Here is a 23,552-nt window from a genome sequence, read left to right on the forward strand (position 1 = left end):
CTGTGCTTTAATTCGCTCCCAAATTTATCAAATCAGCAAATACACCTGCAGCAGTTACTTCTGCGCCTGCGCCGGGACCTTTTACTACCAGCGGACGTTCTTTGTACCTATCGGTAGTAAATGATATAATGTTATCGCTGCCCGATAGCATATAAAAAGGATGATTTTCATCAACCATTTGCAGGGTGATGGTTACTTTACCATCTTCCAGTTTGCCTATGTAGCGTAACACCTTGCCATCTTTTTCGGCCTGGTCTTTAAGTTTTGCAAAGTGGGCGTCTTCTGTTTTAAGGGTGGCATAAAAATCATCTACCGATTTTGCTTCAAGGCTGGCTTTCGGCAATACGCTTTCAATATCAACGTCGGCTTCTTCCATCGCGTAACCCGCATCGCGGGCAAGGATGAGCATTTTGCGCATAAAATCTTTACCGCTCAAATCGTCGCGCGGATCGGGTTCAGTATAGCCTTTTTCCTGTGCCTCTTTCACCACATCATGGAAATTGGCATCGCCTTTAAAATTATTAAAGATGAACGATATAGTGCCCGACAAAATAGCTTCTATACGTTGTACCCTATCGCCGCTGTTCATCAGGTTTTTTAGGGTGTTGATGATAGGCAGGCCTGCACCTACGTTGGTTTCGTAAAAGAAATCGACCCCATGGCGGCGGGCAGTATCTTTAAACGTGCGGTATTGCGCATAACTGCCCGAGTTACCTATTTTATTACAGGTGATTACCGAGATATTTGCCTTAAAAACATCTTCATAAAACTCAATTGGCTTAGGGCTGGCGGTATTATCAATAAACACACAGTTGGGTAGGTTCATGGCCTTCATCCTGGCAATAAACTCTTTCAAATCGGCGCTATAAGGTGATGCCTCGATATCATTTTGCCAGGTATCTAAAGAAACACCATCGCTGTTGAAAGTCATTTTACGGGTATTGCTGATGCCGGCAACTTTTACCTGGATGCCGTTATTATCTTTCAGGTAATCGGTGTGGGCATTTAGCTGGGCAAATAAGGTTTTACCGATGTTGCCGGTACCTAAACAGAAAGCGTGAAGCGTTTTGGTTAGCTGTACAAAGAAAGCATCATGTACTGCATTGAGAGCCTTTGAAAGATCCTGGGCCGAAATGATAACCGAGATGTTATACTCCGACGAGCCCTGGGCTATAGCCCTCACGTTAACCCCGTTGCGGCCCAACGCATGGAACAACTTGCCCGACATACCCGGCGTCTGCTTCATGTTTTCACCAACCACGGCCAATATGGCCAGGTTTTTTTCAATAACCAGGTGCTCCAGCTTTTTAGCCAGCAGCTCCAGTTCAAATTCCTGCTCTATCAGCTGTTTGGCCTTTTCGGTATCCTGCGGTTGTACAGCAAAGGTAATGCTGTGCTCTGATGACGACTGAGTGATTAAGATGATATTGATTTGCTCCCTGGCCAATAGCGAGAATAAACGACCGCTAAAACCTGATTTCCCTACCATGCCGCTGCCCTCTAAATTAAGGATGCTGATATTGTTGATAGACGAAATGCCCTTGATAGGCAGACTTGACGCCTTACAATCATGACGGATCACCGTACCTTCAAATTCCGGCTCAAAAGTGTTTTTGATAACAATAGGGATCTTTTTCAGGAAAGCCGGGATCATGGTTGGCGGATAGATCACTTTGGCGCCGAAGTAGGAAAGTTCCATGGCTTCGGTATAAGTAAGCTCGGTTAAGGAGAATGCTTTTTTAACCATGCGAGGGTCGGCGGTCATCATGCCGTTTACATCAGTCCATATCTGGATCTCTTTGGCGTTAAGCGCCGCGCCGAAAATAGCAGCTGTGTAATCAGAGCCGCCGCGGCCCAATGTGGTTGTTTGGCCGGCATCGTTGCCTGCAATAAAACCGGTAACAAACAATATTTTATCTTTATTTTGCTGGTGTAACGTTTTAATCAGCAATTCGGTCAACTCTGTATTTACCTTGGCATTGCCAAAAGCGCTGTCGGTTTTAATTACGTCGGCAGCATCAACATACAATACATCTTTAAAATGCTGGGCGGCAATTTTGCTCACCATAATGGTCGAGCAGCGTTCGCCAAAGCTTAATACCTGGTCGCGGGTTTTGGGGGTAAGCTCGCGCAGCGTTAATACACCCTGCAGTAATTCCTCCAACTGGTTAAAGTGAATTTTTAAACGGGTGAAGGCCGGGTTTTGGTTTTGTACGTCGAGCAGTGTTTTCACTACTTCAAAATGGCGCCTTTCCAGTTCGGCCAGTTGAGCGGTAAACTCTTTACCATTGGCGGCATCTTCGGCCATCGAGGCCAGCAGGTTGGTTACTCCGCCCATCGCCGATAATACAACAACCGGCTTCACTTCATTTTTTACTTCGCCTTTTAATATGTTTAAAAGCGTTTGGATACTTGCGGCGGAACCTACGGATGTGCCGCCGAATTTTAAAACTTTCATTGTGTGGTTTTAGCAATATAAATAATAAAAAAGCCTTCCTCGTTTTTGGAGGAAGGCTTCATTTGGTTTCTTTTGTTTATGTTTTACACCATACGATTATCTTCCTCCGTGTTTTATGCCGGTGGTAATAATTGTTGTAATAATGGTGTTGTTAATTGTCATACTTATAATGTCGACAAAGTAAATAGATATTTTTATAATAAGCAAGCTTTATTTTACTTTTTTAAAATGACTTAGGTTATTGGCAATAGCGATGCATTAAACCCTGAGTGTTTGAAAGCCTATAGCACCTTTTAATTGAAAATATGATCCAGAACTGTTGCGTTGCGCAACAGGTGAAACAGCCAAAAATCGCATGTTATTAAAAATCAATAGCTTACGAATTGTCATAAAATAAAAAACGCAACAGCAGGCGAAAAAAAGCAGGGATTCGAGAGCCGGAATTTTTGGCTTCAAACCCGTCTGAACGCCTGATTAACCACTTTCTCCTCATTTCAAGGGAGCAATTGCACATCCCTACTCCTTTGACCTTTGGAACATTCCAGGTTTTAAACACGTTGTTGTGTTGAAGGCTTATAGAATCTTAAAAGCGATTTTGCCGGTTTAACAATGGTATGCATAGTATTTGCTACTTTTGACACTTAATTACTATGCAGGGACTACTCATAAAATCAACCGGAAGCTGGTACCAGGTGCAAACACCCGATGGCCAACGGATTGATTGCCGGATAAAAGGAAAATTCAGGATGCAAGGCATCACCACCACCAACCCCGTGGCCGTGGGCGATGTAGTGGAGTTTGAAATGGAACCCGAGCAGGAAAGCGGGGTAATAACCAAACTGCACCAGCGCAAAAACTATATTATCCGTAAGGCCATTAACCTGAGCAAGCAGGCCCAGATTATTGCTGCCAACCTTGACCAGGCGCTGTTGGTAGTAACTTTAGCTTCGCCACGCACGTCCTTAGGGTTTATCGACCGCTTTTTGGTTACCGCCGAGGCTTATGATATCCCCGCACGATTGATATTTAACAAAGTAGACCTATTTAGCGACGAAGGCCTGGAAATACTGGCCGACCTGAAAGCCGTTTACGAAAAAATTGGCTACCCCTGCTTTGAAGTATCGGCATTGGAGGGCACCAATATTGATAAAGTACAGGAACTTTTAAAAGATAAGGTAACCCTGTTTTCGGGCCACTCCGGCGTAGGTAAATCAAGCCTCATCAATGCCCTTTTGCCAAACCTTGACCTGCGTACCCACATGGTATCTGAGTGGAGCGACAAAGGCATGCACACCACAACCTTTGCCGAAATGTTTGAACTGCCACAGGGAGGCTTTATTATTGACACCCCCGGCATCCGTGAATTGGGTGTCATCGACATAGAAAAAAACGAACTAAGTCACTTTTTCCCGGAGATGCGTTCCCGCATGAACCAATGCCGTTTTAACAATTGCCGTCATATTAACGAACCCGGCTGCGCCGTGCTGGAAGCCTTGGAAGAGGGCGAGATTGAATTATCCCGCTATGAAAGCTATTTGAGCATTTATCATGGTAATGATACAAGGGCTTAAAGAAGAGTCAAGAGATTAGAATCAAGAGTCAAGAAAAAATATTTACGGCGTAGTGCTCGCTGCTTTAACAAGGATATCAACTATCAATTGTTTATTAGGTAAATATTTATTGGTTAAAAACAAGCCGCCTATACCCGTGCCTGGATTAAAGAACAGAAATGTGCCAACGCCCGGATCGTCACCATCATGGCCAATAGTTCCGTTGGTATACAAATTCCAAAAGATGCCTTTATTTCTGTAGGTTAAATTGATGTTTTTGGGTGGATGTTCTTTGGAGAATTGGGGCGTGAACATAGTTTTAAAAGAGACAGGATCCAATAAAGTTTTGTCGCCGTGGTATCCGTTGATCATCGCCATCAGGTATTTGCTTAAATCGGCGGCTGATGTTTTTAGTCCGCCATCGGGATAGGTAAGCAGATCATACAAGGGAAAACACCGGCTTTGATCGTAATAAAGCCGGGCAAGGTCTTTTAAATTTACTGAACTTACCGACCATCCCGAATGCGACATTTTTAGCGGCGCTAAAATATATTTACTGGTAAAATCGGCATAAGATAATCCCGACTTAATTTCGATGAGGTAAGCTACCAATGCCGACCCAATGTTACTGTAAGCCGAGGCGCCACCAGCCAGCCCCTGGCCAAAGTTTGCCTTGCTATAATACTTACCATCCTGCGCCAGGTAGTTATAAAAAAAGCTTTTCATGGTGGCATCCTTCACCTTGCCTCCAAAACCTAATTGCTGCAGCAGGCCGAAAGCTGTGCTATCGTACGAACGTAGCTTAGGATAGAATTTGTAGGAGTTGGAGTAAATTTCGGGGTTATCAATAATCCCCGATGTATGGTTGGCTAATTCCCTTATGGTTATTTTACTATCCGGCTGATTGGGATTAACCACTTTAAAAGGTAAAATTTCATTGATATCAGTTTCGAGCGTAAAATATTTTAGTTCGATAGCCTTCATCAAGGCAACTGCTATCACCGTTTTACTAACCGACCCTATATTTTGAACGGTGCTTGTAGTATAAGGAACTTTGCTGCCCACATCGGCGTAGCCAAAGTTTTTTTGATAGATAACTTTATCCGCATTAACCAAAGCAACGCTTAGACCTGGCAGGCTGTCTTTTAAAAAAGCAGCTTTTAAGTTGTAAGTAAGCGAATCGGCTTTAAATTGGGCATTGACTTTATTAAGGGTTACCCCGAGTGTAACACAGATAATTAAACTATTGGTAACAATTTTTCTGATCATAATATGCCCCGCCTTAAAAGCAACAATCAATGAAAAGGAATGAAATTTTATTAAGTCATTAAGAATCTTATCCGCACTTTTTTCTGGACTTTATCCCTCCAAAGCCGTCTTAAAATCCTCCACCAAATCATCCAAATCCTCAATCCCTACGGATAAACGGATCATGCTTTCGGGGATGCCCATTTCCGCACGGCGCTCGGCACCAAGCTCAAAAAAGATAGTTTGGGCTACCGGGATAGCCAGGGTGCGGGTATCGCCCAGGTTGCTCGATTTTACTACCAGTTGTAATTTGTTTAAAAATGCAAGGCAATCAATACTGTCGTCGAGTTCGATGCTCATCAGGCCGCCAAATTTGGCAAACAACTTACCGGCACGCTCATGTTGCGGATGATTTTCCAGTCCCGGATAAAACACCTTTTTAATTTTTGGATGGCTTTCAAAATAAGTAGCCAGGGCAAATGCATTGTTGCAGGCACGTTCTAATCGAAGAGCTAATGTTTCCGAACCTACAGATATGGAATGTGCCGCCTCGGGCGATAAGGTGCCACCTGCGTCGCGCAGCCCTCTTTTGCGGATTTGTGTCAGCCCCAATGTTTCGGGTTTCACCTGGGCTTTAAAAACAGGCGAAATATTGGGATATATACTCCAGTCAAACAAGCCGGTATCGGTAACGCTGCCGCCTAAAGCATTGCCATGGCCGCCAATGTATTTGGTTAATGAGTTGATGACCAGGCTGGCCTTTACATCAATTGGGTTAAAAAGATATGGCGATGTCATGGTGTTATCTACCACGTATAAAATTCCTTTTTCGCTGCAAAGTGCGCCAATGCCCTCCAAATCTGCAATTTGGGTGGCCGGGTTGGCAATGGTTTCAACAAAAACCAGTTTGGTATTTTCTTTTATTTCGGCACGTACGTTTTCAGCGTCTGTAGCATCAACAAAGGTAATATCCAAACCTAAGTCGATATACGTTTGAAAAATACTGCGGCTGTTGCCAAATAAAAACGAACTGGCTACTATATGATCTGTATGTTTTATCAATGCCATAATGGTAGCCGAAATAGCCGCCATCCCGGTAGAGAACGCGATAGAAGATAAACCCTTTTCCATTTGGGTTACTTTATACTCCAATGCGGTAACCGTAGGGTTTCCCTGGCGCGAATATGCGTAACCTTTCTTTTTGTTCTGAAAAATATCAACCAAATCCTGCACATCCTCGTGCCCGTAAGTAACCGAAGTGTGGATTGGTTTATGCAAAGATCCATGCTCTGGCTTGCCCAGGCGGTCGGCATGTAATAGGGTAGTTGTAAAGCCTCTTTTAGTAGTCATTGTGAACCTATCAGTAAAAAAATAATAGCGGTTGCGAACTTAACGATTTTTATGCACACGAATTTCACGAATTGGATCGAATTGACACGAATTTGATGAGGCACGAATTTCACGAATGGGGCGAATTGACACGAATCTTAAATAAGGGTCAACTTGCATTCGCTATTATTTGCGACAATTCGATTTAATTGGTGGAATTCGTGTGCATTTAATTCGCTTTAATTGGTGAAATTAGTGCTCAATTATGAGAGCAGTATTACAACGGGTTACCGAAGCAAGTTGCAAAGTTGATGGTGAAATAACCGGGCAAATTGGCGCCGGCTTCCTGGTATTGCTGGGTATTGAAGATGCCGATACTGACGAGGACCTAAACTGGCTGGCCAATAAAATTGCAGGCATGCGTGTTTTTGGCGATGAGAACGGCCTGATGAATAAAGCCCTTGCCGATATTAATGGCGGCATACTGCTGATATCGCAATTCACCTTATTTGCCCAAACAAAAAAAGGAAACCGGCCATCATTTATCCGGGCGGCAAAACCCGATAAGGCGGTTCCGATGTATGAGCAAATGATAAAAACGCTTGAAAACATCACCGGTAAAAAAATAGCTACCGGCATTTTTGGAGCCGATATGAAGATTAGTTTATTGAACGATGGCCCGGTAACCATTGTGATGGACACCAGGGATAAGGATACACACTAATTGCACACCAATTTTTCTAATTTCACGAATGGAATAAACACGAATTTTCACAGATTTAGGCGAATTTCACGAATTTATTTGTCGCCGGGTTAGTGAAAATTAGATTTAATTAGTGAAAATCGTGTATAATAGTAAATTCGTGTCCATTTCATTTTTATGACTGATATTTTATTCAAAGAGGAATCCTACAAAATAATTGGCGCTTGTTTTGAAGTTCATAAGATATTGGGGCATGGCTTTAAGGAGGTTGTTTATAAAGATGCCCTGGAGTTTGAGTTTAAACGATTAGGTCTTCCATTCGAGAAAGAGAAACCATATTCCATTTTCTACAAAGAGCAAAAACTCAAACACTTTTTTGTTGCAGATTTTGTATTATACAACACAATCATTCTTGAAATAAAAGCAGGAAACTATATCGGTGATCCCTACATCAAGCAAACACTTAACTATTTAAAAGCCTCGGGCCTGAGATTAGGTATTGTAATAAATTTCGGCGCCCCCTCGGTAGAATATCAAAGAGTAATCATATAATTATTCCTGTTCGAAAAAATTAGCCCAAAAGCATTCGGGGTAATTCGCCACATTCGTGAAATTCGTGTTTCATAACCTTCGGCACAATTCGATTTAATTCGTGAAATTCGTGTTTATTTAAATTAGTGTTATGGAAATCAAAGAAGCGCAGCATCTGGTAGATAAGTGGATAAATACCACGGGTATAAGGTATTTTAATGAATTAACCAATACTGCCATTTTGATGGAGGAGGTGGGCGAAGTAGCCCGCATTATGGCGAGGCAGTATGGCGAACAATCATTCAAAAAATCGGATACAGAGGTTAACCTGGCAGATGAAATGGCGGATGTGCTTTTTGTGCTGATATGCCTGGCTAACCAAACCGGTATCGACCTCACGGATGCGCTGGAAAAGAATATGGAGAAGAAAAGCATCCGTGACGCCGACCGGCATAGGAATAATGAGAAGCTGAAATAGTCATTATTAAAATTATATATCGAATTAAGTTAGTTTGTAAAATTTAATTTTGACAATGGTTGATTTTATATAATTTAATAAGGTGTATTTCGTTACTATGAAAACTAAATTGCCTTATTATGAAAGCTTATATCATTTCATTTACCTTATTGGTCACACTTTGCGCCTGCGAAAAGAAAAGCGAGAATTTAAAAATGCACGCGGCAGATGTGGTGCTGGCCGCCCCGCCAATGGCAGAAGAAAAAAGTATAGGCAATGCAAATTCTTTAGCTAAATCAGCCGCAGATAAACCTGCATCGCCGCAAAAAGAGACGATAGATACTTCAAAAAAGATCATTAAGGAAGGCGAGATTCGTTTTCATACAGGCAACCTCACTGCTACAAAACAAAAAATAGTAAATTCATTACAAAGCCTTGGCGGTTATGTAGCCGAAGAAACAGAAACCAATGGCAGCGACAACGGCCAAAAAGAATTTGATTTAAAGGTTCGAGTACCCTCAAAAAATTTCGACAGGTTCCTGGATGCACTGCAAGCAAGCGGCGATAGCATCGACACTAAAAACATCCGCAGGAAAGACGTTACTTCGGATTTTATCGACATTGCAACCCGGTTAAAAAACAAACAGGTATTAGAAAGCAGGTATCTGGACTTGCTGAGAAGAGCAACAAAAACGAGCGACCTGTTAGAGATAGAAGACAAGATAGCCGAAATTCGTACCGATATTGAATCGACACAAGGGCAGCTAAATTATATGACCCGCCAGGTTGCTTTCAGCTCGCTTGACATCACGTTTTACAATAAACAAGGCGAAAGAACAAATAACGAAAATGGTTTTAGCTACCGGTTTAAGCAGGCAATAACCCAAAGCTGGGATATTATAGAAGGTTTGTTTTTTACCATTGTAACATTGTGGCCGGTTTTAGTTATAGTACTTATAGGATTATGGTGGTTTAGGATATGGACAAGAAAAAGAAAATCAGCGAAAGATGCTGAGTAAAAAGGGCGTTGATACTTACTCCGTTTGATGGTTTTTTAATGTCCCCTATTTATTCCAATGTATGAACAAATGATTAAAACGCTGCAAACAATCGCCGGTAAAAAGGCAGCCACGAACAGATTACTGCCAAATATACGTGGCCACCGCTCCGGCCTTTAACGATGTGTTAATCATTTTTGACTTGTAACTGATATTAAAAGGCTGGTCAACAGTGCCGGCGTTTAAAGCAACAAGTACTTTGGTGCCATCGGTGTTTTTGAACGCCACGGTTAGTACATTGCTTACTAAATCAGAGGCTATCCTTACTGCGCCTGGCCTTACAAATTTTGAGGCGTGCGCAATAATATAGTAGGATACGTTACGGGATACGCTGGTGCCAACGGTAATTGCGCCTAAACATGAAGTACAGCCGCCTACGGTATGTGGGTTTTGGTTAGGGTCTGAGGCCAGGTTCCACTCGATAACATTACGGCTCCAGTTACGGGTAGCACCAATGATCAGGTTGCTTACATGGTAAGCTAAATCGCTGCCAAAGTTGCCGCCGGCAAAGGTTGCCTGTTCTGTAAAGTAGATGTTTTTTGCAGGGTATTGGTCATGCACGGTTCCAAGTGCATTGATGAATCCGCCGTAAAGGTGAAATGCCGCGCCATCAACAAAATCGGCTGCTGCTTTATCTGCAAAAATATCGGTAGCATACTCCGGGTGATCGGCATTGTGGTCATAAACTATTATTTTGGTTGCAATTCCGGAAGCTTTAAATGCAGGTCCTAAATTGTTTTTTACAAACTTACCCTCATCTGCCGATACCATTAACATGCTCGGGTTATTATAGGCGTTAAGTGGTTCGTTTTGCGGGGTAATAGCATCAATGGTTATCCCCTCGGCCTTCATAGCCTGAATGTATTTTACAAAGTATTTGGCATAAGTATCAAAATATTCGGATTTTAAGCTGCCGCCATAAAAGCTGTTGTTATCTTTCATCCATGCGGGGGCGCTCCAGGGGCACGAAAGTATTTTTATATCCGGGTTTATAGCTAATATCCTTTTAAGGATCGGCAAAAGATCCACCTTTTCTTTGTCGAGGCTAAAATTTGTAAGGGCTACGTCTCCGCTTACATCATCATAGCTAAAAGGCGCCGCGCTCAGGTCAGATGCGCCAAGGGTTATACGCAAATAGCTTATACCTATATTGGTTCCATCGGTTTTAAACAGTTCATTTAACAGCGCTGTTTTATTGGCCTCGCTTAACGAGTTGATAAGCGAAGCACTGCCCCCGGTAAGCGCAAAACCAAATCCATCAATAGGCTGGTACACTTTTGTATCATCCACGTTAATGGTGGGGTTGGTACTGGTGTTGGTATTAAACACCAGCGAGATATTTTGCTGCTTAAACAAAACCGCCTGATCTGCAGTGGTAAGCCACATGTTTACATCTGTAGTAACAGGGGTTACGGGCTCAACCGGCTTGGTTGGTGTGGTTGATGTATCATTGCCGCCGGTTGACGATTTGCTGCAGCTATATTGAGTTACGGCCAAACCAATTGCTAATATACCAAGCAGGTATCGCGAATATCTTTTCATATTTTTAGAATACTGTTAAGTCTTAAGTCCAAAGTCTTGAGTCTTAAGCCCAAAGTTTAATTTTTTTGTTTCGACTCAAGACTTAAGACGATCCGTCAATTTATCGTTGACACGACATTAGTTTGTTGTAGTCATTTTGTAAAAACGCACGTAATCTACCTGCATTGAAACGGGGAAAATACTATCGTCGACCCCTTGTACACCGCCCCAGTTACCGCCAATGGCAAGGTTTAGTAATACGTGGAAAGGTTTATCAAAAGGCCAGCCTGCAGATCCCTTACCATCATTGGTATAAGTAAATATCAGCTGATCATCGTAATAACCTTTTATAGATGTGGGTGTCCAATCGGCACGGTACAAATGATAATCAGTAAAGGCAGTAGGGATGTCTAAGGTGCTTGTTTTTGCATTACCGCCGTTATATAGCTGGTTGTGTACACTAAAATGAACTTTGTTCGGATCGTAGCCCACATGTTCCATAATATCTATTTCGCCGGAGTTTGGCCAGGCGCCGTAAGCATAATCGTTTGGCAACATCCAAATTGCAGGCCAGGTTCCCCTGCCGGCAGGCAGCTTGGCTTTTACCTCTATGCGGCCGTAAAGCACATCGCTGCCATTTTTTGAAACCATCCTGGATGAGGTATAATTCATTCCGTTCAGGCTTTCTTTTTTGGCGGTAATTGTAAGTACGCCATCTTTAATAACCGCATTGTTGGTGGTGTTTGTATAATACTCCAGTTCGTTATTACCCCAGCCGCTTCCGCCAACATCGTAGGTCCATTTTGCAGGGTCGGGTGCGCCGTTGGTATCAAACTCATCAGACCACGCAACGGTACTTTCAAAGCCGTATGTTTTAGCGGGCTGCTCTATTTGTTTAAAAGGCTCCATAGTGGTCCCGCTCTTTTTTGAGCAAGATGGCACAGCTAAAACGATTAACGGATATATAGCAAATATTAGCTTTTTCATATTTTGATAAGAGTAAGAACAAGGCTGCTTAGTCAAGGCAGCCTTGTTCTGTTATAAATTATTGAACTCCGCGAAGAGTCACTTTGGTAAACTCGATACCGGTTAAGCCGAGGTTATTACCCCCGCTTTTGATAAGTAAATACATTTTACCAGTTGCGGCAGCCGTAACAACATTACCGCTCCCGGCGCATTGTATGGCAGACAGTTTTCCGTTAAATGGTGTTTTACCACAACCCGTCCAGGTGTTTATAGCAAGGCGTGCGCCACCATCGCTGTAATCTGAACCGTTAACAGGTTGCTTTGTGCCAAAGTAAACTTCAAACCAGGTGTCGGATGCGCCGCTGCCATCAACGTTCATATCTATTTGATATTTACGCCCGGCAACAACGTTTATGGCCTGCCAAATACCGGCATGGCCATAACCACCGCCCTTTGCAACCATTTTGCCATTATCTATAGCGAAGGTAACGCCGTTTGATATGGTTATATGGTTCCAGAAAGCATCATCACTTGCAGCCATATTCGATCCCAGCACCAGGTTACCGGCAGATGGATCAGACGTGGCTACGTTAATATCCTGGGAAGCGGTTTTTGTTTCGCCGCCTTTACCAATTGCAGTAAGGGTAACTGTGTATTTGCCCGCATCGGGGAAGAAAACAGTGTCGGTAGGTTTGCTTATTGCAGCGCCATCGCCCAAATCCCATTTTACAGCTAATACGCCTTTGGTATCGGCATTTAATACGTAATAGTTTGCCTTGCCGCTTACCGGCGTTACGGTGAATGTAGCTTTAAGGTCGGTAGAGGTTAAGCCATTACCATCATATTTTTCTGGTCTGCAGCCTTCATATATTCCAATAGCAAGTACCCCCAGGGCACAGGCTTTAATCATGTTTAATTTCATAATTATTTCAATAAGTTAATTATAACGTACCACCCCACTCTTTACCTTGCTTAAGCTTGGTGTTGTTTAAATCATTAAGCGGGATAGGTAAAATTTCATTTTTACCGGCAGTAAAGCCTCTTGAACCCAACACTGTTGCAGCATCGCCCCAGCGTACCAGGTCAAACCAGCGGTGCCCTTCACCGGCAAGTTCAAGGCGGCGTTCTCTTTTTAAATTTTCGAAGGTGGCAGCCAGGCCGTGCGTTACACCGTCGTTATAAGCCCGGGTGTGTACGGCGGTCATTAATGCCGTTGCGCGTGCCGTGTTACCTGCGCCACGAATAAGCGCCTCGGCTTCCATCAGGTAGGTATCGGCTAAACGTATTTCGTATAAATTTTGCGGATAATTTAGTTCAGGAGCACCGCCGCCGGTAGTTTTATCGGCAACATGCCCGGCAAATTTGCCCAGGAAATAGCCGGTGTTCATATATCCCGGGGTATAGTCGGCAATGCCGTTTGCTTTTAAACTGTCTAAATTTGCAACCGTTGCTTTGTTACGCGGATCGAAATGTATGGCATCGAATAAATTTTTGGTAATAGGCAAAAAGCTGTAACCTGAAATATAATCCGGCGCTCCGGGTTTAAGGGCCTTATAGTCTCTCGGGCCAACAATAATATTTAAAACGTTACCCTCGGTACAGGCAATACATGACCAATCGCCTCCTGATTTTGATGAGTGACCAACCTCAAGTATCGACTCGCTGTTAAATTTATTTTGTGTTTTCCACAGGTCGGCAAAATTTGTAAGCAATTTGTAACCATATTTTGTGTTTGCCTGGCCGGGTGTTGTGCCATTTACTTCGGCAAACTCTGCTGCTGCTTCTGTCCATTTTTGCTCATAAAGGTAAACCTTACCTAATAAGGCATGCATAGCACCTTTGGTAAGGCGGCCGCCATCTGTGGTTATGTCTATTTTGTCGGGGATATTTCCATCGGCTATTGCTGCTTTTAAATCGGTTTCAATTTGCTTATACACTGCGGCAGGGGTAGCTTGCTCTACATTGTAAATCTGGTCGGCCGGTATCGACTCGGTTAATAAAGGCACATATTTAAACAGCCTTACCAGGTCGAAATAGAAATAAGCGCGCAATGCGGTAGCTTCAGATTTGTACCTGCTTTTCAAGCCCTCGTCCATCGGAACGTTTGGCAATTTCTGGATCAGCACGTTTGCACGGAATACTCCCGAAAAGCCGGCTTTCCATAACTCGTATGACGGGCCCACCGATGGGGATAGTGTGTAGTTTGAAAATACCTGTAAATCGTTAATATCGGTAGCGTTACCACCCCCTGCATAATGATCGTCGGATCCGGCATCCATGGCGCCTTCTTTGGTTACAAAACCGCCGCCTTGCCATCCAACAACATCGTAAACGGCTGTAAGCCCATTATATGCCTCGGTTTGGTTACGGTAATAGCTCGATTCCAGATTGGTGCCTTTAGGCTTTACATCCAGAAAGCTTTTTTTACAGGCGGTTACTGCAAATGATGCCGCCAGAAAAAATGATAAATATTTTATACTCTTCTTCATTTCATTAATTATTAAAATCCAACACTTACACCCAGCATATACGATTTTGCCTGCATATAAAAACCACGATCGATACTGTAGCTGCCGCCGCCAATCTCCGGATCGTAACCAGAGTATTTGGTAAAGGTGAACAGGTTCTCGCCGGTTACATATATCCTTGCCCTGCGCATACCAATTTTGCTAATCAGATTTTTAGGAAGGCTATATCCTAACTGCAGGTTTTTGATACGGAAGTAATCGCCTTTTTCAAGGTAATATTTAGAGTTATAGGTAGTGTTGTGGTTAGGATCGCCATCAACTACACGGGGCTCGGTATTTGATGTGCCCGGGCCAACCCATCTTTCTAAACGTTTAGTGGTGAAGTTTGAGTTACCGATATCTAAACGGTGCAAGCCCTGGAAAATCATGTTGCCTGCCTGGCCTTGTCCAAACACAACGATGTCGAAGTTTTTGTACGATGCATTAAAGGTTAAACCATATATCCACGATGGTGTAGGGTTGCCAATGTAGGTACGGTCCTGGTCATTAATAGTTCCGTTGCCATCAAGGTCGGCCCATTTAAAATCGCCGGGTTTGGCATTTGGCTGTATTTTATGGCCGCTGGCCGATACATAGCTGTCAATCTCTGCCTGTGTTTGAAAAATACCCATGTTTTGGTATCCGTAAAAGGAATTGTAAGCCTGGCCAACGGTGGTACGTGTAATACCGCCTTCAACTCCCTGGAAACCTGCGCCATCAAGGAATTTTTGACCGTTACCTAAATAGGTGACTTTGTTGGTGATGTGTGTTACGTTGGCATTAACATTTAAGTTAAATTCGCCTATTTTTTTGCGGTAACCCAATTCTAACTCAAGGCCTTTGTTCTCCATATCGCCGATGTTAGCTGCAGGGTTTGAGATGGCGCCCACATATAACGGGATTGGGGGGTATTGTAAAATACCACTGGTTTTCTTTTTAAACCATTCAAAGGTCAGGTTAAAGTCGTTAAATAACACCGCATCAAAACCCACGTTGGTTTGCGCTGTTTCTTCCCAGCGAAGGTTAGGGTTTGATGGCGCATTAGGGCTGTAACCGCTTATGTAGGTATCGCCGGTGCCAAAGCTATAGTTACGGCCACCGCCTATTGTTGAAAGAAAGGCATTATCGGCAATGGCATCGCTACCCACAACACCGTAGCCGCCACGGAATTTCAAGAAGTTAACAGTTTCGTTTTTAGGCCAAAAAGCTTCTTTTGAAGGTACCCAACCCAAAGAAAATGAAGGAAAAGTACCATATTTATAGTTTGCGCCAAACCTTGATGAACCATCGCGGCGGATAACGCCTTCTATGATATAGCGCTCGTCATAATTGTAGTTAGCACGCGCAAATAACGAACTGATAGTGTGTGCCTGCCCTTCGCTGCCGTAACCAATTCTGTTAGCGGCTGGTATGCTGTAATTTAAAGATGCATCCTTGAAGTTATCAACCGGCAGGTTGTAATAGGTTACACCGTTTGTATAACGGTTGTTTTCTGAATAAGCTCCCTGGCCAATCAATACTGTTGCACTATGTTTACCTAAGGTGCGGTTGTATGATGCTGTGTTCTCAATATTCCAGTTAAATAACCTGTTGCTTTCGCGGTTGTAGCTGTTTTGCGATGTTACGGTAGATGAGTTGAGGTATGCTACCGGGTTAAACGATTCGCCGCCATAAAAAGCTATCTTGGTGCCTACTGTCGAACGTAGCTTTAAACCTTTTATGGGTTCTAATTCGCCGTATATATTGCCTACAATGTTATGCGCCCAGCTATAGTTACCTAACCTGGTTGATATATATGCAAGCGGGTTGGTAATTTCCTGGCCTACTATATTCGAGATACCGTAAGGATAACCTAAAGCATTTCTGCGCACAGGGTTATTGGCATATACAGGGGCCGAAGCAGCAGTCTGGTCGGTTACAACCGGAACGGTAATAGGGTCGAGGTTTAAAGCCGAGCTGATAGGGCCGCCAAACTCGCTGTTGGTATTGCCCAGGCCTATTGATTTGTTATAAGTATAGCCAAGGTTTTCGCCAAAGTTTATCCATTTTGCAGGCTTGTAGGTTTGATTAACCCTAAAATTGATGCGTTTGTATTTTGATATATCTGTGGCAACAATACCATCTTGCTGTAAATAACCAAAGGAGGTGTAGTAGGTAGATTTATCGTTACCGCCGCTAACACTTAGCTCATGATTTTGGCGTTTGGCGCTGTTATTGAAAATAACGGATTGCCAGTCGGTTCCAACACCTAATGAGGCCGGATTAGCATACACAATGGCGCCCCCGCCGGCAACGCTTGCTTCGTTGCGTAAAGTTGCATATTGCTGGGCATTTAGTAAATCAATTGTGCGCGCCGGTTTAGATGTGCCATAATAACCTGAATAATTTATCTGTGGCTTACCTTCGCGGCCTTTTTTGGTGGTTACCAAAATTACGCCGGCAGCTGCACGCGTACCGTAAATTGCTTGGGATGCAGCATCTTTTAACACTTCAATTGACTCGATATCTGATTGGTTAAGGTAGCCAATGCCGCCATTATCAACCACAACACCGTCAACCACCCAAAGCGGGTCGTTATTGTTAAATGACGTGATACCCCTTACACGTACGGTAGCGCCCTCGCCCGGCTGGCCATTGTTCGCGGCAATGGTTAAACCAGAAGTGCGGCCCTGTAATATTTGCTCTACGCGTGTAACCGGCAGGTCTTCAAATTCTTTGGCGGTAACGCCGGATATTGCACCGGTGGTTACACTCTTTTTTTGTGTGCCATAACCAACAACCACTACTTCGTTTAATCCTTTTATATCTTCAATAAGGGTTATGGTGATAAAGGTTTGTTTACCAACATTAACTTCTGTAGAGCGGTAGCTGATAAAATCGACAGCTAAAACCGCGTTCTCGCTGCTAACGTTCAACTTAAAGTTGCCATTTACATCTGTTTGTACACCGTTTTGCGTTCCTTTTTCACGTACGCTTGCACCAGGCAACGGCAAACCTTTTTCATCAACCACTTTACCAGATATCACGATACCTGCTATTGCCTGGTTAAGCTCTCCGGATTTATCTACGGAGGTAGCAGTACCTTCGGCTGCTTTGATATCAGCAGGTTTTCCCAGTACTATTCTGCCTTTTAAAACCTCGTAGTCAATCCCATTGTTTTTTAGCAGCTGGTCAAGAACACTTTTTAAACTTTTGTTCTCGAAATTCAAAGTAACTTTTTGCGACAGGTTTATCGAGTTTTTACTGTAGATAAATTTGATGTCATTGTCTTTTTGCAGGTAGTTTAAAACCTCCTGTACGGTAACCTGTTTAAACGACAGGCTAACCGTTTTATCAAGTACGCTTTGCGCCCTTAACGGGCTTGAGTAAGCTATGGTGCTTAGTAAAACTGCTATCAATATTTGACTAAATGTAATCTTCATGATTTTAGACCAGGGAATAGGCTTTCGCAAACGAAATTTCATATATTTGTAATGTTTCTTTGTTAAAAATGAGACAATTAAATGCCCGCTACGCCATTTTATGGTGCATCAGTATTGGGCTTTTCAAGCTTAGGAGTGGTCGCAACACTTCTAAGTTTTTTTATTTTACGGGTGAATTTGCAACCTCAGGAACTGAGGTGTTTTTTTAAGTGGGTATCTTACTTCGCATAGGCTTATCAGGTTAATTTGGGTTAGTAATTAATTGGTTTAATTAAGTTCAATAGTGTTGTTGTCCTTTATCTGGTAATTTACATTGATAGATTTTTTAAGGGCCGCCAACACATCTGGCAGGTTAAAGCCCGCAAAATCGGCATTAAGCATATAATGGTTCAATCTTTCATTAGCTACCTTTATATGTACTCCATAAGTTGCATTAAGCACCGGGATAATTTCGCGAAGGGGTTTGTTATCAAATGAAAGATTAACCTGGCTCCATATTTTTAATGCCGGCTGATTTACTATGCCTGCGGGTTTCAATAAATGTTTATCTATCAGGTAAACTGCTTTTTGATTGGGATAAAGCATCAGCTCGTGTTTTTCTAAATTGGTGTTCACGTTGTTATCCTGATCGTTATTTTTAATACTTACCGATACTTTGCCGGTTACAACCGATACATCGGCGGTGTTACTGCGATAGTTATCACGTATTAAAAAACTGGTGCCCCAAACCTTAGTGATTATCGACCGCCCGTTGATGATAAAAGGCCGCCTGGGGTTTTTAGTAATCTCAAAAAAGCCTTCGCCATACATTGATATGATCCTGGCATTTTTTGCAAATGTTTTAGGATATCTTATGTTGCCTCCCGGACTTAGCCAAATGGTGCTGCTATCGGGCAATACTGCTTTGTAAATTTGATTTGAATTGTTGGTGATATCAACCTGCTCTACTTGTTGGGGGGCAACTTGTGCTACCTGTGAGGATGGGCTTTTTGTGTTATTAACGAAATAAAAAGCACCCAGTAAAAACGCAGCAACGGCCGCGGCGGCTGACCATTTTATTATACGCAGATATCGCACGCCACCTGTTTGGGCCGGGATATTATCAACTTCAATATTTTCAGTAATCCGGTTATATATCCGCTCTTCTATTTCCTTTCCATCGGCTTCGCTTACGCCCGAGATATAATCATAGTCATCATCAAAAGAATGATACCATTGTTTAATCAATGCTATTTCTTCTTCTGTGCAATTACCATTCAAATACTTTTCCAGTAATTCTACGGGTATAAGTGGTTTCATGAAAACTAAAATATTAGCGGTTTATAAATACTTGACGTTTGAAAAGAGCGCATCCCCTACGCGTTGATAAAAAAATTATTTTATCAGGAGAAATATCAGCAAAAGGAGGTAGTTGTTAAGACTAAGGCGAAGTTTGTTAAGTGCTTTTGTCAGGTGATTTTCGACGGTTTTTTCTGATATGCCAAGTTCAGTGGCAATTTCTTTGTTGGTTTTATGGCTAATCCTGCTCAACTCGTAAACAGACCTGCATTTATCCGGCAACTGGTTTACCACATGGGTTATATTCAGTTGCAGATCTTTAAGCATGATGGCTTGTTCAGTAGAATGGTCGGCCTCGGTGTAACCAAGCTTGAAAGATTCCTGGTGTGTTTGCCGTGTAAGTTCTTTCCGAAAATGATCAATTACGCGGTAGCCAACGCTTTTATAAAGGTATCCACCTATGGTTTGATGAATGTTTAACGAATGCCGTTTATGCCAAAAAGCCGTAAACAATTCCTGCACAATTTCTTCCGAGGCATCTTTATCCTTTAAACGTTTGTATGCTTCTGCATATAATGCTTTCCAGTAACGTTGATAAATCTCCTTAAATGCCCCAAGAGAATCTTGTTGCATCAGACTAATCAATTGCTCCTCATCAAACTTAGTAAAATTGGTCATGCGTATCTTGCAGAAGATTAATTATATATTATTAATTAATTAACCTTTTACAAATCTCCCAAAAAAAACAATCAATACCAAGGGTTTAGTTTTATCTTAAAACATGTGTTGTAGCAGCGCATTAAAAGTACGGATCGGCTTTAGCCCAAAGTCTTAAGTTCTAAGTCGAAAAGAAAAAAAACGACTTTGGACTTAACGCTGTTGACTTAACACCCCAGCAATCAATACCCCAGCAATTTCTCCATCGTTTCCGCAAGTCTTGCTTTGGCCAAAAACTGGTCTTCCAGCGCTTTATTCATGGGGATGGCCGTATCCAGGCTGCCACAGCGCATTACCGGGGCGTCCAGGTATTTAAAACAATGTTCGGCAATGTGGGCTGCTATTTCGGCACCGAAGCCGCTGGTGAGCGTATCCTCGTGTAATACCAATGCACGGCCTGTTTTTTGCACGCTTTTTTCTACAGCTTCCTTATCCCAGGGCAGCAGGCTGCGCAGGTCGATGATCTCTAAGGAAAATTCAGAATGTTTGGCCGCATACTCCAGCGCCCAGTGTACGCCCAAACCAAAGGTGACGACGGTAGCTTTTTCGCCTTGTTGTACAATGTTGGCTTTACCAATTTCTATCAGTACATCATTATCGGGCACAGGGCCGTTAATGCTGCGGTACAGGTATTTGTGCTCAAAGTAAATAACCGGGTTGGGGTCGTCAATTGCTGCCAGCAACAAGCCCTTGGCATCGGCCGGGAAAGCCGGGTAAACCACTTTAAGCCCCGGCGTTTTTGTAAACCAGGCCTCGTTACTTTGCGAGTGGAAAGGACCCGCACCGGTGCCTGCGCCGGTGGGCATACGTACAACCATATCAACGGCCTGCGCCCAGCGGTAATGGGTTTTGGCCAGGTTATTAATAATCTGGTTAAATCCGCAGGTAACAAAATCGGCAAATTGCATTTCAACAATAGCTTTGTAGCCGTTGAGCGCCAAGCCCATACCTGCACCTACAATGCCCGATTCGCAGATGGGCGTGTTGCGCACCCGGCCTTTGCCAAATTCTTCTACAAAGCCCTGGGTTATTTTAAATGCGCCGCCATATTCGGCAATATCCTGCCCCATAACTACCAGGTTGGGATATTTGCGCATGCCCTGCCGCATGCCGTCGCTTATGGCATCAATATATCGTTTGTTAGTTGCCGGGCTTGCTGAAGGCTGGCTTGCCGGGAATTGGTAAGGCCGGTACATATCGGCCACTTCGGTGTCAATATCGGGCACAATATCAGCCTCGCTGTAAACCTTTTCAAATTCCGATTCGATAAGCGCTGTAAACTCCTTCCTGATCACCGGGATCCACTCGGGCAGCAGCACGCGCTCATTTAGTAAATATTTCTCGAAATTGGCCAGCGGATCTTTTGCGCCCCACCACTCAAATAAGTTATGCGGCACGTATTTGGTCCCCGAAGCCTCCTCATGCCCGCGCATCCGGAAGGTCATACACTCCAGCAAAACCGGGCGCGGATTTTCGCGGATGCTGTTTTTAATATCTGTTATGGTGTGGTAAACCTCTAAAATATTGTTGCCATCAATACGGCGGCCCTCCATACCGTAGCCTATGGCTTTATCAACCAGCTGGTTGCAGTTGTATTGCTCATTGGTTGGGGTTGATAAGCCGTACCCATTGTTTTCGATAAGGAAAATAACAGGCAAATTCCAAACTGCGGCAATGTTTAAGGCCTCATGAAAATCGCCTTCGCTGGTGGCGCCTTCGCCGGTATAAACCAGGGTGGTTTTATGCCGGTTAGATAATACATCGGCCAGCGCTATACCATCGGCTAAGGCCAGCTGCGGCCCCAGGTGCGATATCATCCCTATGATTTTATATTCCTGTGTACCAAAATGGAACGATCTGTCGCGCCCTTTGGTAAAGCCCGAGGGCTTGCCTTGCCACTGCGCCATTAAGCGCGAAAGTGGGATATTACGCGTTGTAAAAACACCCAGATTGCGGTGCATGGGCAAAATATATTCATCATCGGCCATAGCCAGGGTACTGCCTACGGCAATGGCTTCCTGCCCTATGCCCGAAAACCATTTGCCAATGCGGCCCTGCCTTAACAGGATGAGCATTTTCTCCTCGACCATGCGCGGCAGCAACAGTTTTCTGTAAAAAGACAGTAAAGTGTCGGTATCAAGGTTTTTACGATCAAAAATCATAAGGTAAAACTACTGAAGTTTTTAAATGGCAAGGCCCCTAACGGGGTCAAAAAATAATTTTTTCGGGTTAAACTTTGTATGTTTGGTAATTCCTAACTGAAAACGATGAAACGATTTGTATATTTATTATTGGCGGTGTTGTTAATCATTGGTTTTACGGCCTACGCGCAAGATTTCTTTTTACTGCCAGGCAGCTTCTACATGAAAAAAGGCGATAATATTAACCTGCACTTATTAAGCGGTAATAAATTTGCAAAGGAGGGGGAGTACAAATACGACGGCGCCAAGATCTCGAAATTTGTATTGTACGAAGGAAAAAAGCAGACCGACCTGGGTAAATCGCCAAAAGATACGGCATCAAACATATTAAACTACAAACTGGAGAGCCCTGGTTTGGCTACCATCGAAGTCATCAAAAGTGAGAATGTTGAATCGGAGCGAAACAAATTCTTGAAATACCTGAGCAGCGAAGGGCTTGACCAAATTGCCGAAGAAGCAAAAGCCAACAACCAGCAATACTTTGTAGAAAAAACAACCCGCTACTTAAAAACACTGGTAACCGTTGATAAACCAACCGACCGGGATTTTGATAAGCCCCTGAACGAGGAGTACGAAATTGTTATTAAACAAAACCCATACAAATCCGATTACGGCGATGATGTTACTGCCGAAGTTCTTTTTCATGGTAAGCCCTTAAAAGATGCCGTAGTTATTGTGTATGTAAAAACTATCAACGGCAATGTTTATCCCCAGAAATTGAGCGCTGATGCAAATGGCCTTATATTTTTTAAACTAAGCCGCGAAGGAATATACATGCTAAGCTCGGTACATATTGAAGCATCGAAAGATAAAAATGCCGATTTTGAAAGCTGGGGCGCTACCTACACTTTTGCTTTTACCAACAACGGCAGCATGCCTGATACCTATCGCGAATTTGGCTTTGGCAACAAGCATTGATTTTGCCGGCCGGTTTTTGGATAAACATATAAGGACGGGCAGTTTCCCGTCCTTATATGTTTCAAATGCTGTAAATTATTATCGCTATCGCAAAATAGCTTAAGCCCCGTGATGCACGCCTTCGGCAATCTCTTCAATAACCTTACGGTTAAAGGCATCCAGATCGGCAGGGGTGCGGCTTGTTACCAGGCCATTGTCAACAACAACTTGTTGGTCAACCCAATTAGCTCCTGCATTTATTAGGTCGGTTTTTAAAGATGGGTATGAGGTAAGACGGCGGCCATTGATCAACCCTGTTTCAATAAGCATCTGCGGGCCGTGGCAAATAGCTGCTACCGGTTTGCCTTCATCTAAAAATGCTGATACAAATGCCACCGCATCTTTATTTTGCCTTAACTTATCCGGATTTAACACGCCACCGGGCAAAATCAAGGCATCGTAGTTATCCGGGCTCACTTCGCTGAGTTGTTTATCAACATTAATTTCGATACCCCAGTTGGTTTTGTCCCAGGCTTTTATTTTGCCGGCTTTAGGCGATATCACATGCACAGTTGCCCCGGCTGCTTCCAGGGCTGCTTTTGGGCTTGTTAATTCAACCTGCTCAAATCCTTCTTCGGTAAGGATAGCTACCTTACGATCATTTAAACTTGCCATAATTGCATTTTTAATTATTAATAAAATAAATTAA

At 43.2% G+C, this 23,552-nt stretch carries 18 protein-coding genes; 6 read left to right on the forward strand and 12 right to left on the reverse strand.

Annotated features, from left to right (window positions below; genetic code table 11):
• Positions 1-7: 7 nt before the first annotated feature.
• Positions 8-2,458, reverse strand: coding sequence for a bifunctional aspartate kinase/homoserine dehydrogenase I (gene thrA, locus AC1RM2_RS17670; RefSeq protein ID WP_492986502.1), 2,451 nt, complete (start codon positions 2,456-2,458; stop codon positions 8-10).
• A gap of 650 nt (positions 2,459-3,108) precedes the next feature.
• Here thrA and rsgA point away from each other — a divergent pair.
• Entirely contained in the window at positions 3,109-4,029 is a 921-nt protein-coding gene (gene rsgA / locus AC1RM2_RS17675) for a ribosome small subunit-dependent GTPase A (RefSeq protein WP_492986503.1), read from the forward strand.
• Between the two features lie 42 nt (positions 4,030-4,071).
• Here rsgA and AC1RM2_RS17680 read toward each other — a convergent pair whose 3' ends face one another.
• Positions 4,072-5,277, reverse strand: a complete 1,206-nt coding sequence (locus tag AC1RM2_RS17680; RefSeq protein ID WP_492986504.1) for a serine hydrolase domain-containing protein — start codon at positions 5,275-5,277, stop codon at positions 4,072-4,074.
• 90 nt (positions 5,278-5,367) lie between these two features.
• Entirely contained in the window at positions 5,368-6,606 is a 1,239-nt protein-coding gene (locus AC1RM2_RS17685; RefSeq protein ID WP_492986505.1) for a cystathionine gamma-synthase family protein, read from the reverse strand.
• 244 nt (positions 6,607-6,850) lie between these two features.
• Between AC1RM2_RS17685 and dtd the strand changes: the two genes are divergently transcribed.
• The 4 genes from dtd to AC1RM2_RS17705 all read left to right on the forward strand — a co-directional run bounded on the left by dtd (position 6,851) and on the right by AC1RM2_RS17705 (position 9,295).
• A complete protein-coding gene (dtd, locus tag AC1RM2_RS17690) occupies positions 6,851-7,309 on the forward strand; it encodes a D-aminoacyl-tRNA deacylase (RefSeq protein ID WP_492986506.1) in 459 nt (152 codons plus the stop codon).
• A 156-nt stretch (positions 7,310-7,465) separates the two neighbouring features.
• Positions 7,466-7,840, forward strand: coding sequence for a GxxExxY protein (locus tag AC1RM2_RS17695; RefSeq protein ID WP_492986507.1), 375 nt, complete (start codon positions 7,466-7,468; stop codon positions 7,838-7,840).
• A gap of 130 nt (positions 7,841-7,970) precedes the next feature.
• On the forward strand, positions 7,971-8,297 hold the full coding sequence (locus tag AC1RM2_RS17700; protein WP_259093654.1) for a nucleotide pyrophosphohydrolase: 327 nt from the start codon (positions 7,971-7,973) through the stop codon (positions 8,295-8,297).
• Positions 8,298-8,416: 119 nt separating this feature from the next.
• Positions 8,417-9,295 (forward strand): DUF4349 domain-containing protein, encoded by an 879-nt coding sequence (locus AC1RM2_RS17705; protein ID WP_492986508.1) that lies wholly within the window; start codon positions 8,417-8,419, stop codon positions 9,293-9,295.
• 120 nt (positions 9,296-9,415) lie between these two features.
• On the opposite strand, the gene AC1RM2_RS17710 is transcribed toward AC1RM2_RS17705, so the two are convergent.
• From AC1RM2_RS17710 to AC1RM2_RS17745, 8 genes are all read right to left on the reverse strand, one after another.
• Entirely contained in the window at positions 9,416-10,876 is a 1,461-nt protein-coding gene (locus AC1RM2_RS17710; RefSeq protein WP_492986509.1) for a glycoside hydrolase family 30 protein, read from the reverse strand.
• 117 nt (positions 10,877-10,993) lie between these two features.
• The gene (locus tag AC1RM2_RS17715) at positions 10,994-11,842 is read right to left on the reverse strand and encodes a glycoside hydrolase family 16 protein (protein ID WP_492986510.1); all 849 of its coding nucleotides are present in this window, start codon (positions 11,840-11,842) and stop codon (positions 10,994-10,996) included.
• Between the two features lie 58 nt (positions 11,843-11,900).
• A complete protein-coding gene (locus AC1RM2_RS17720; RefSeq protein ID WP_492986511.1) occupies positions 11,901-12,743 on the reverse strand; it encodes a PKD domain-containing protein in 843 nt (280 codons plus the stop codon).
• A gap of 19 nt (positions 12,744-12,762) precedes the next feature.
• A complete protein-coding gene (locus AC1RM2_RS17725; RefSeq protein ID WP_492986512.1) occupies positions 12,763-14,310 on the reverse strand; it encodes a RagB/SusD family nutrient uptake outer membrane protein in 1,548 nt (515 codons plus the stop codon).
• Positions 14,311-14,321: 11 nt separating this feature from the next.
• A complete protein-coding gene (locus AC1RM2_RS17730) occupies positions 14,322-17,750 on the reverse strand; it encodes a TonB-dependent receptor (RefSeq protein WP_492986513.1) in 3,429 nt (1,142 codons plus the stop codon).
• A gap of 267 nt (positions 17,751-18,017) precedes the next feature.
• The gene (locus tag AC1RM2_RS17735; RefSeq protein ID WP_492986514.1) at positions 18,018-19,049 is read right to left on the reverse strand and encodes a FecR family protein; all 1,032 of its coding nucleotides are present in this window, start codon (positions 19,047-19,049) and stop codon (positions 18,018-18,020) included.
• 75 nt (positions 19,050-19,124) lie between these two features.
• The gene (locus AC1RM2_RS17740; protein WP_492986515.1) at positions 19,125-19,706 is read right to left on the reverse strand and encodes an RNA polymerase sigma-70 factor; all 582 of its coding nucleotides are present in this window, start codon (positions 19,704-19,706) and stop codon (positions 19,125-19,127) included.
• A 221-nt stretch (positions 19,707-19,927) separates the two neighbouring features.
• Entirely contained in the window at positions 19,928-21,907 is a 1,980-nt protein-coding gene (locus AC1RM2_RS17745) for an alpha-ketoacid dehydrogenase subunit alpha/beta (protein ID WP_492986516.1), read from the reverse strand.
• Between the two features lie 105 nt (positions 21,908-22,012).
• Here AC1RM2_RS17745 and AC1RM2_RS17750 point away from each other — a divergent pair, with 105 nt between their 5' ends.
• Positions 22,013-22,864 (forward strand): DUF4198 domain-containing protein, encoded by an 852-nt coding sequence (locus tag AC1RM2_RS17750; protein ID WP_492986517.1) that lies wholly within the window; start codon positions 22,013-22,015, stop codon positions 22,862-22,864.
• A 99-nt stretch (positions 22,865-22,963) separates the two neighbouring features.
• On the opposite strand, the gene AC1RM2_RS17755 is transcribed toward AC1RM2_RS17750, so the two are convergent.
• Positions 22,964-23,518, reverse strand: a complete 555-nt coding sequence (locus tag AC1RM2_RS17755; protein WP_492986518.1) for a type 1 glutamine amidotransferase domain-containing protein — start codon at positions 23,516-23,518, stop codon at positions 22,964-22,966.
• Positions 23,519-23,552: the final 34 nt, after the last annotated feature.

This window comes from Mucilaginibacter sp. GW822-FHT03E02, assembly GCF_058801545.1.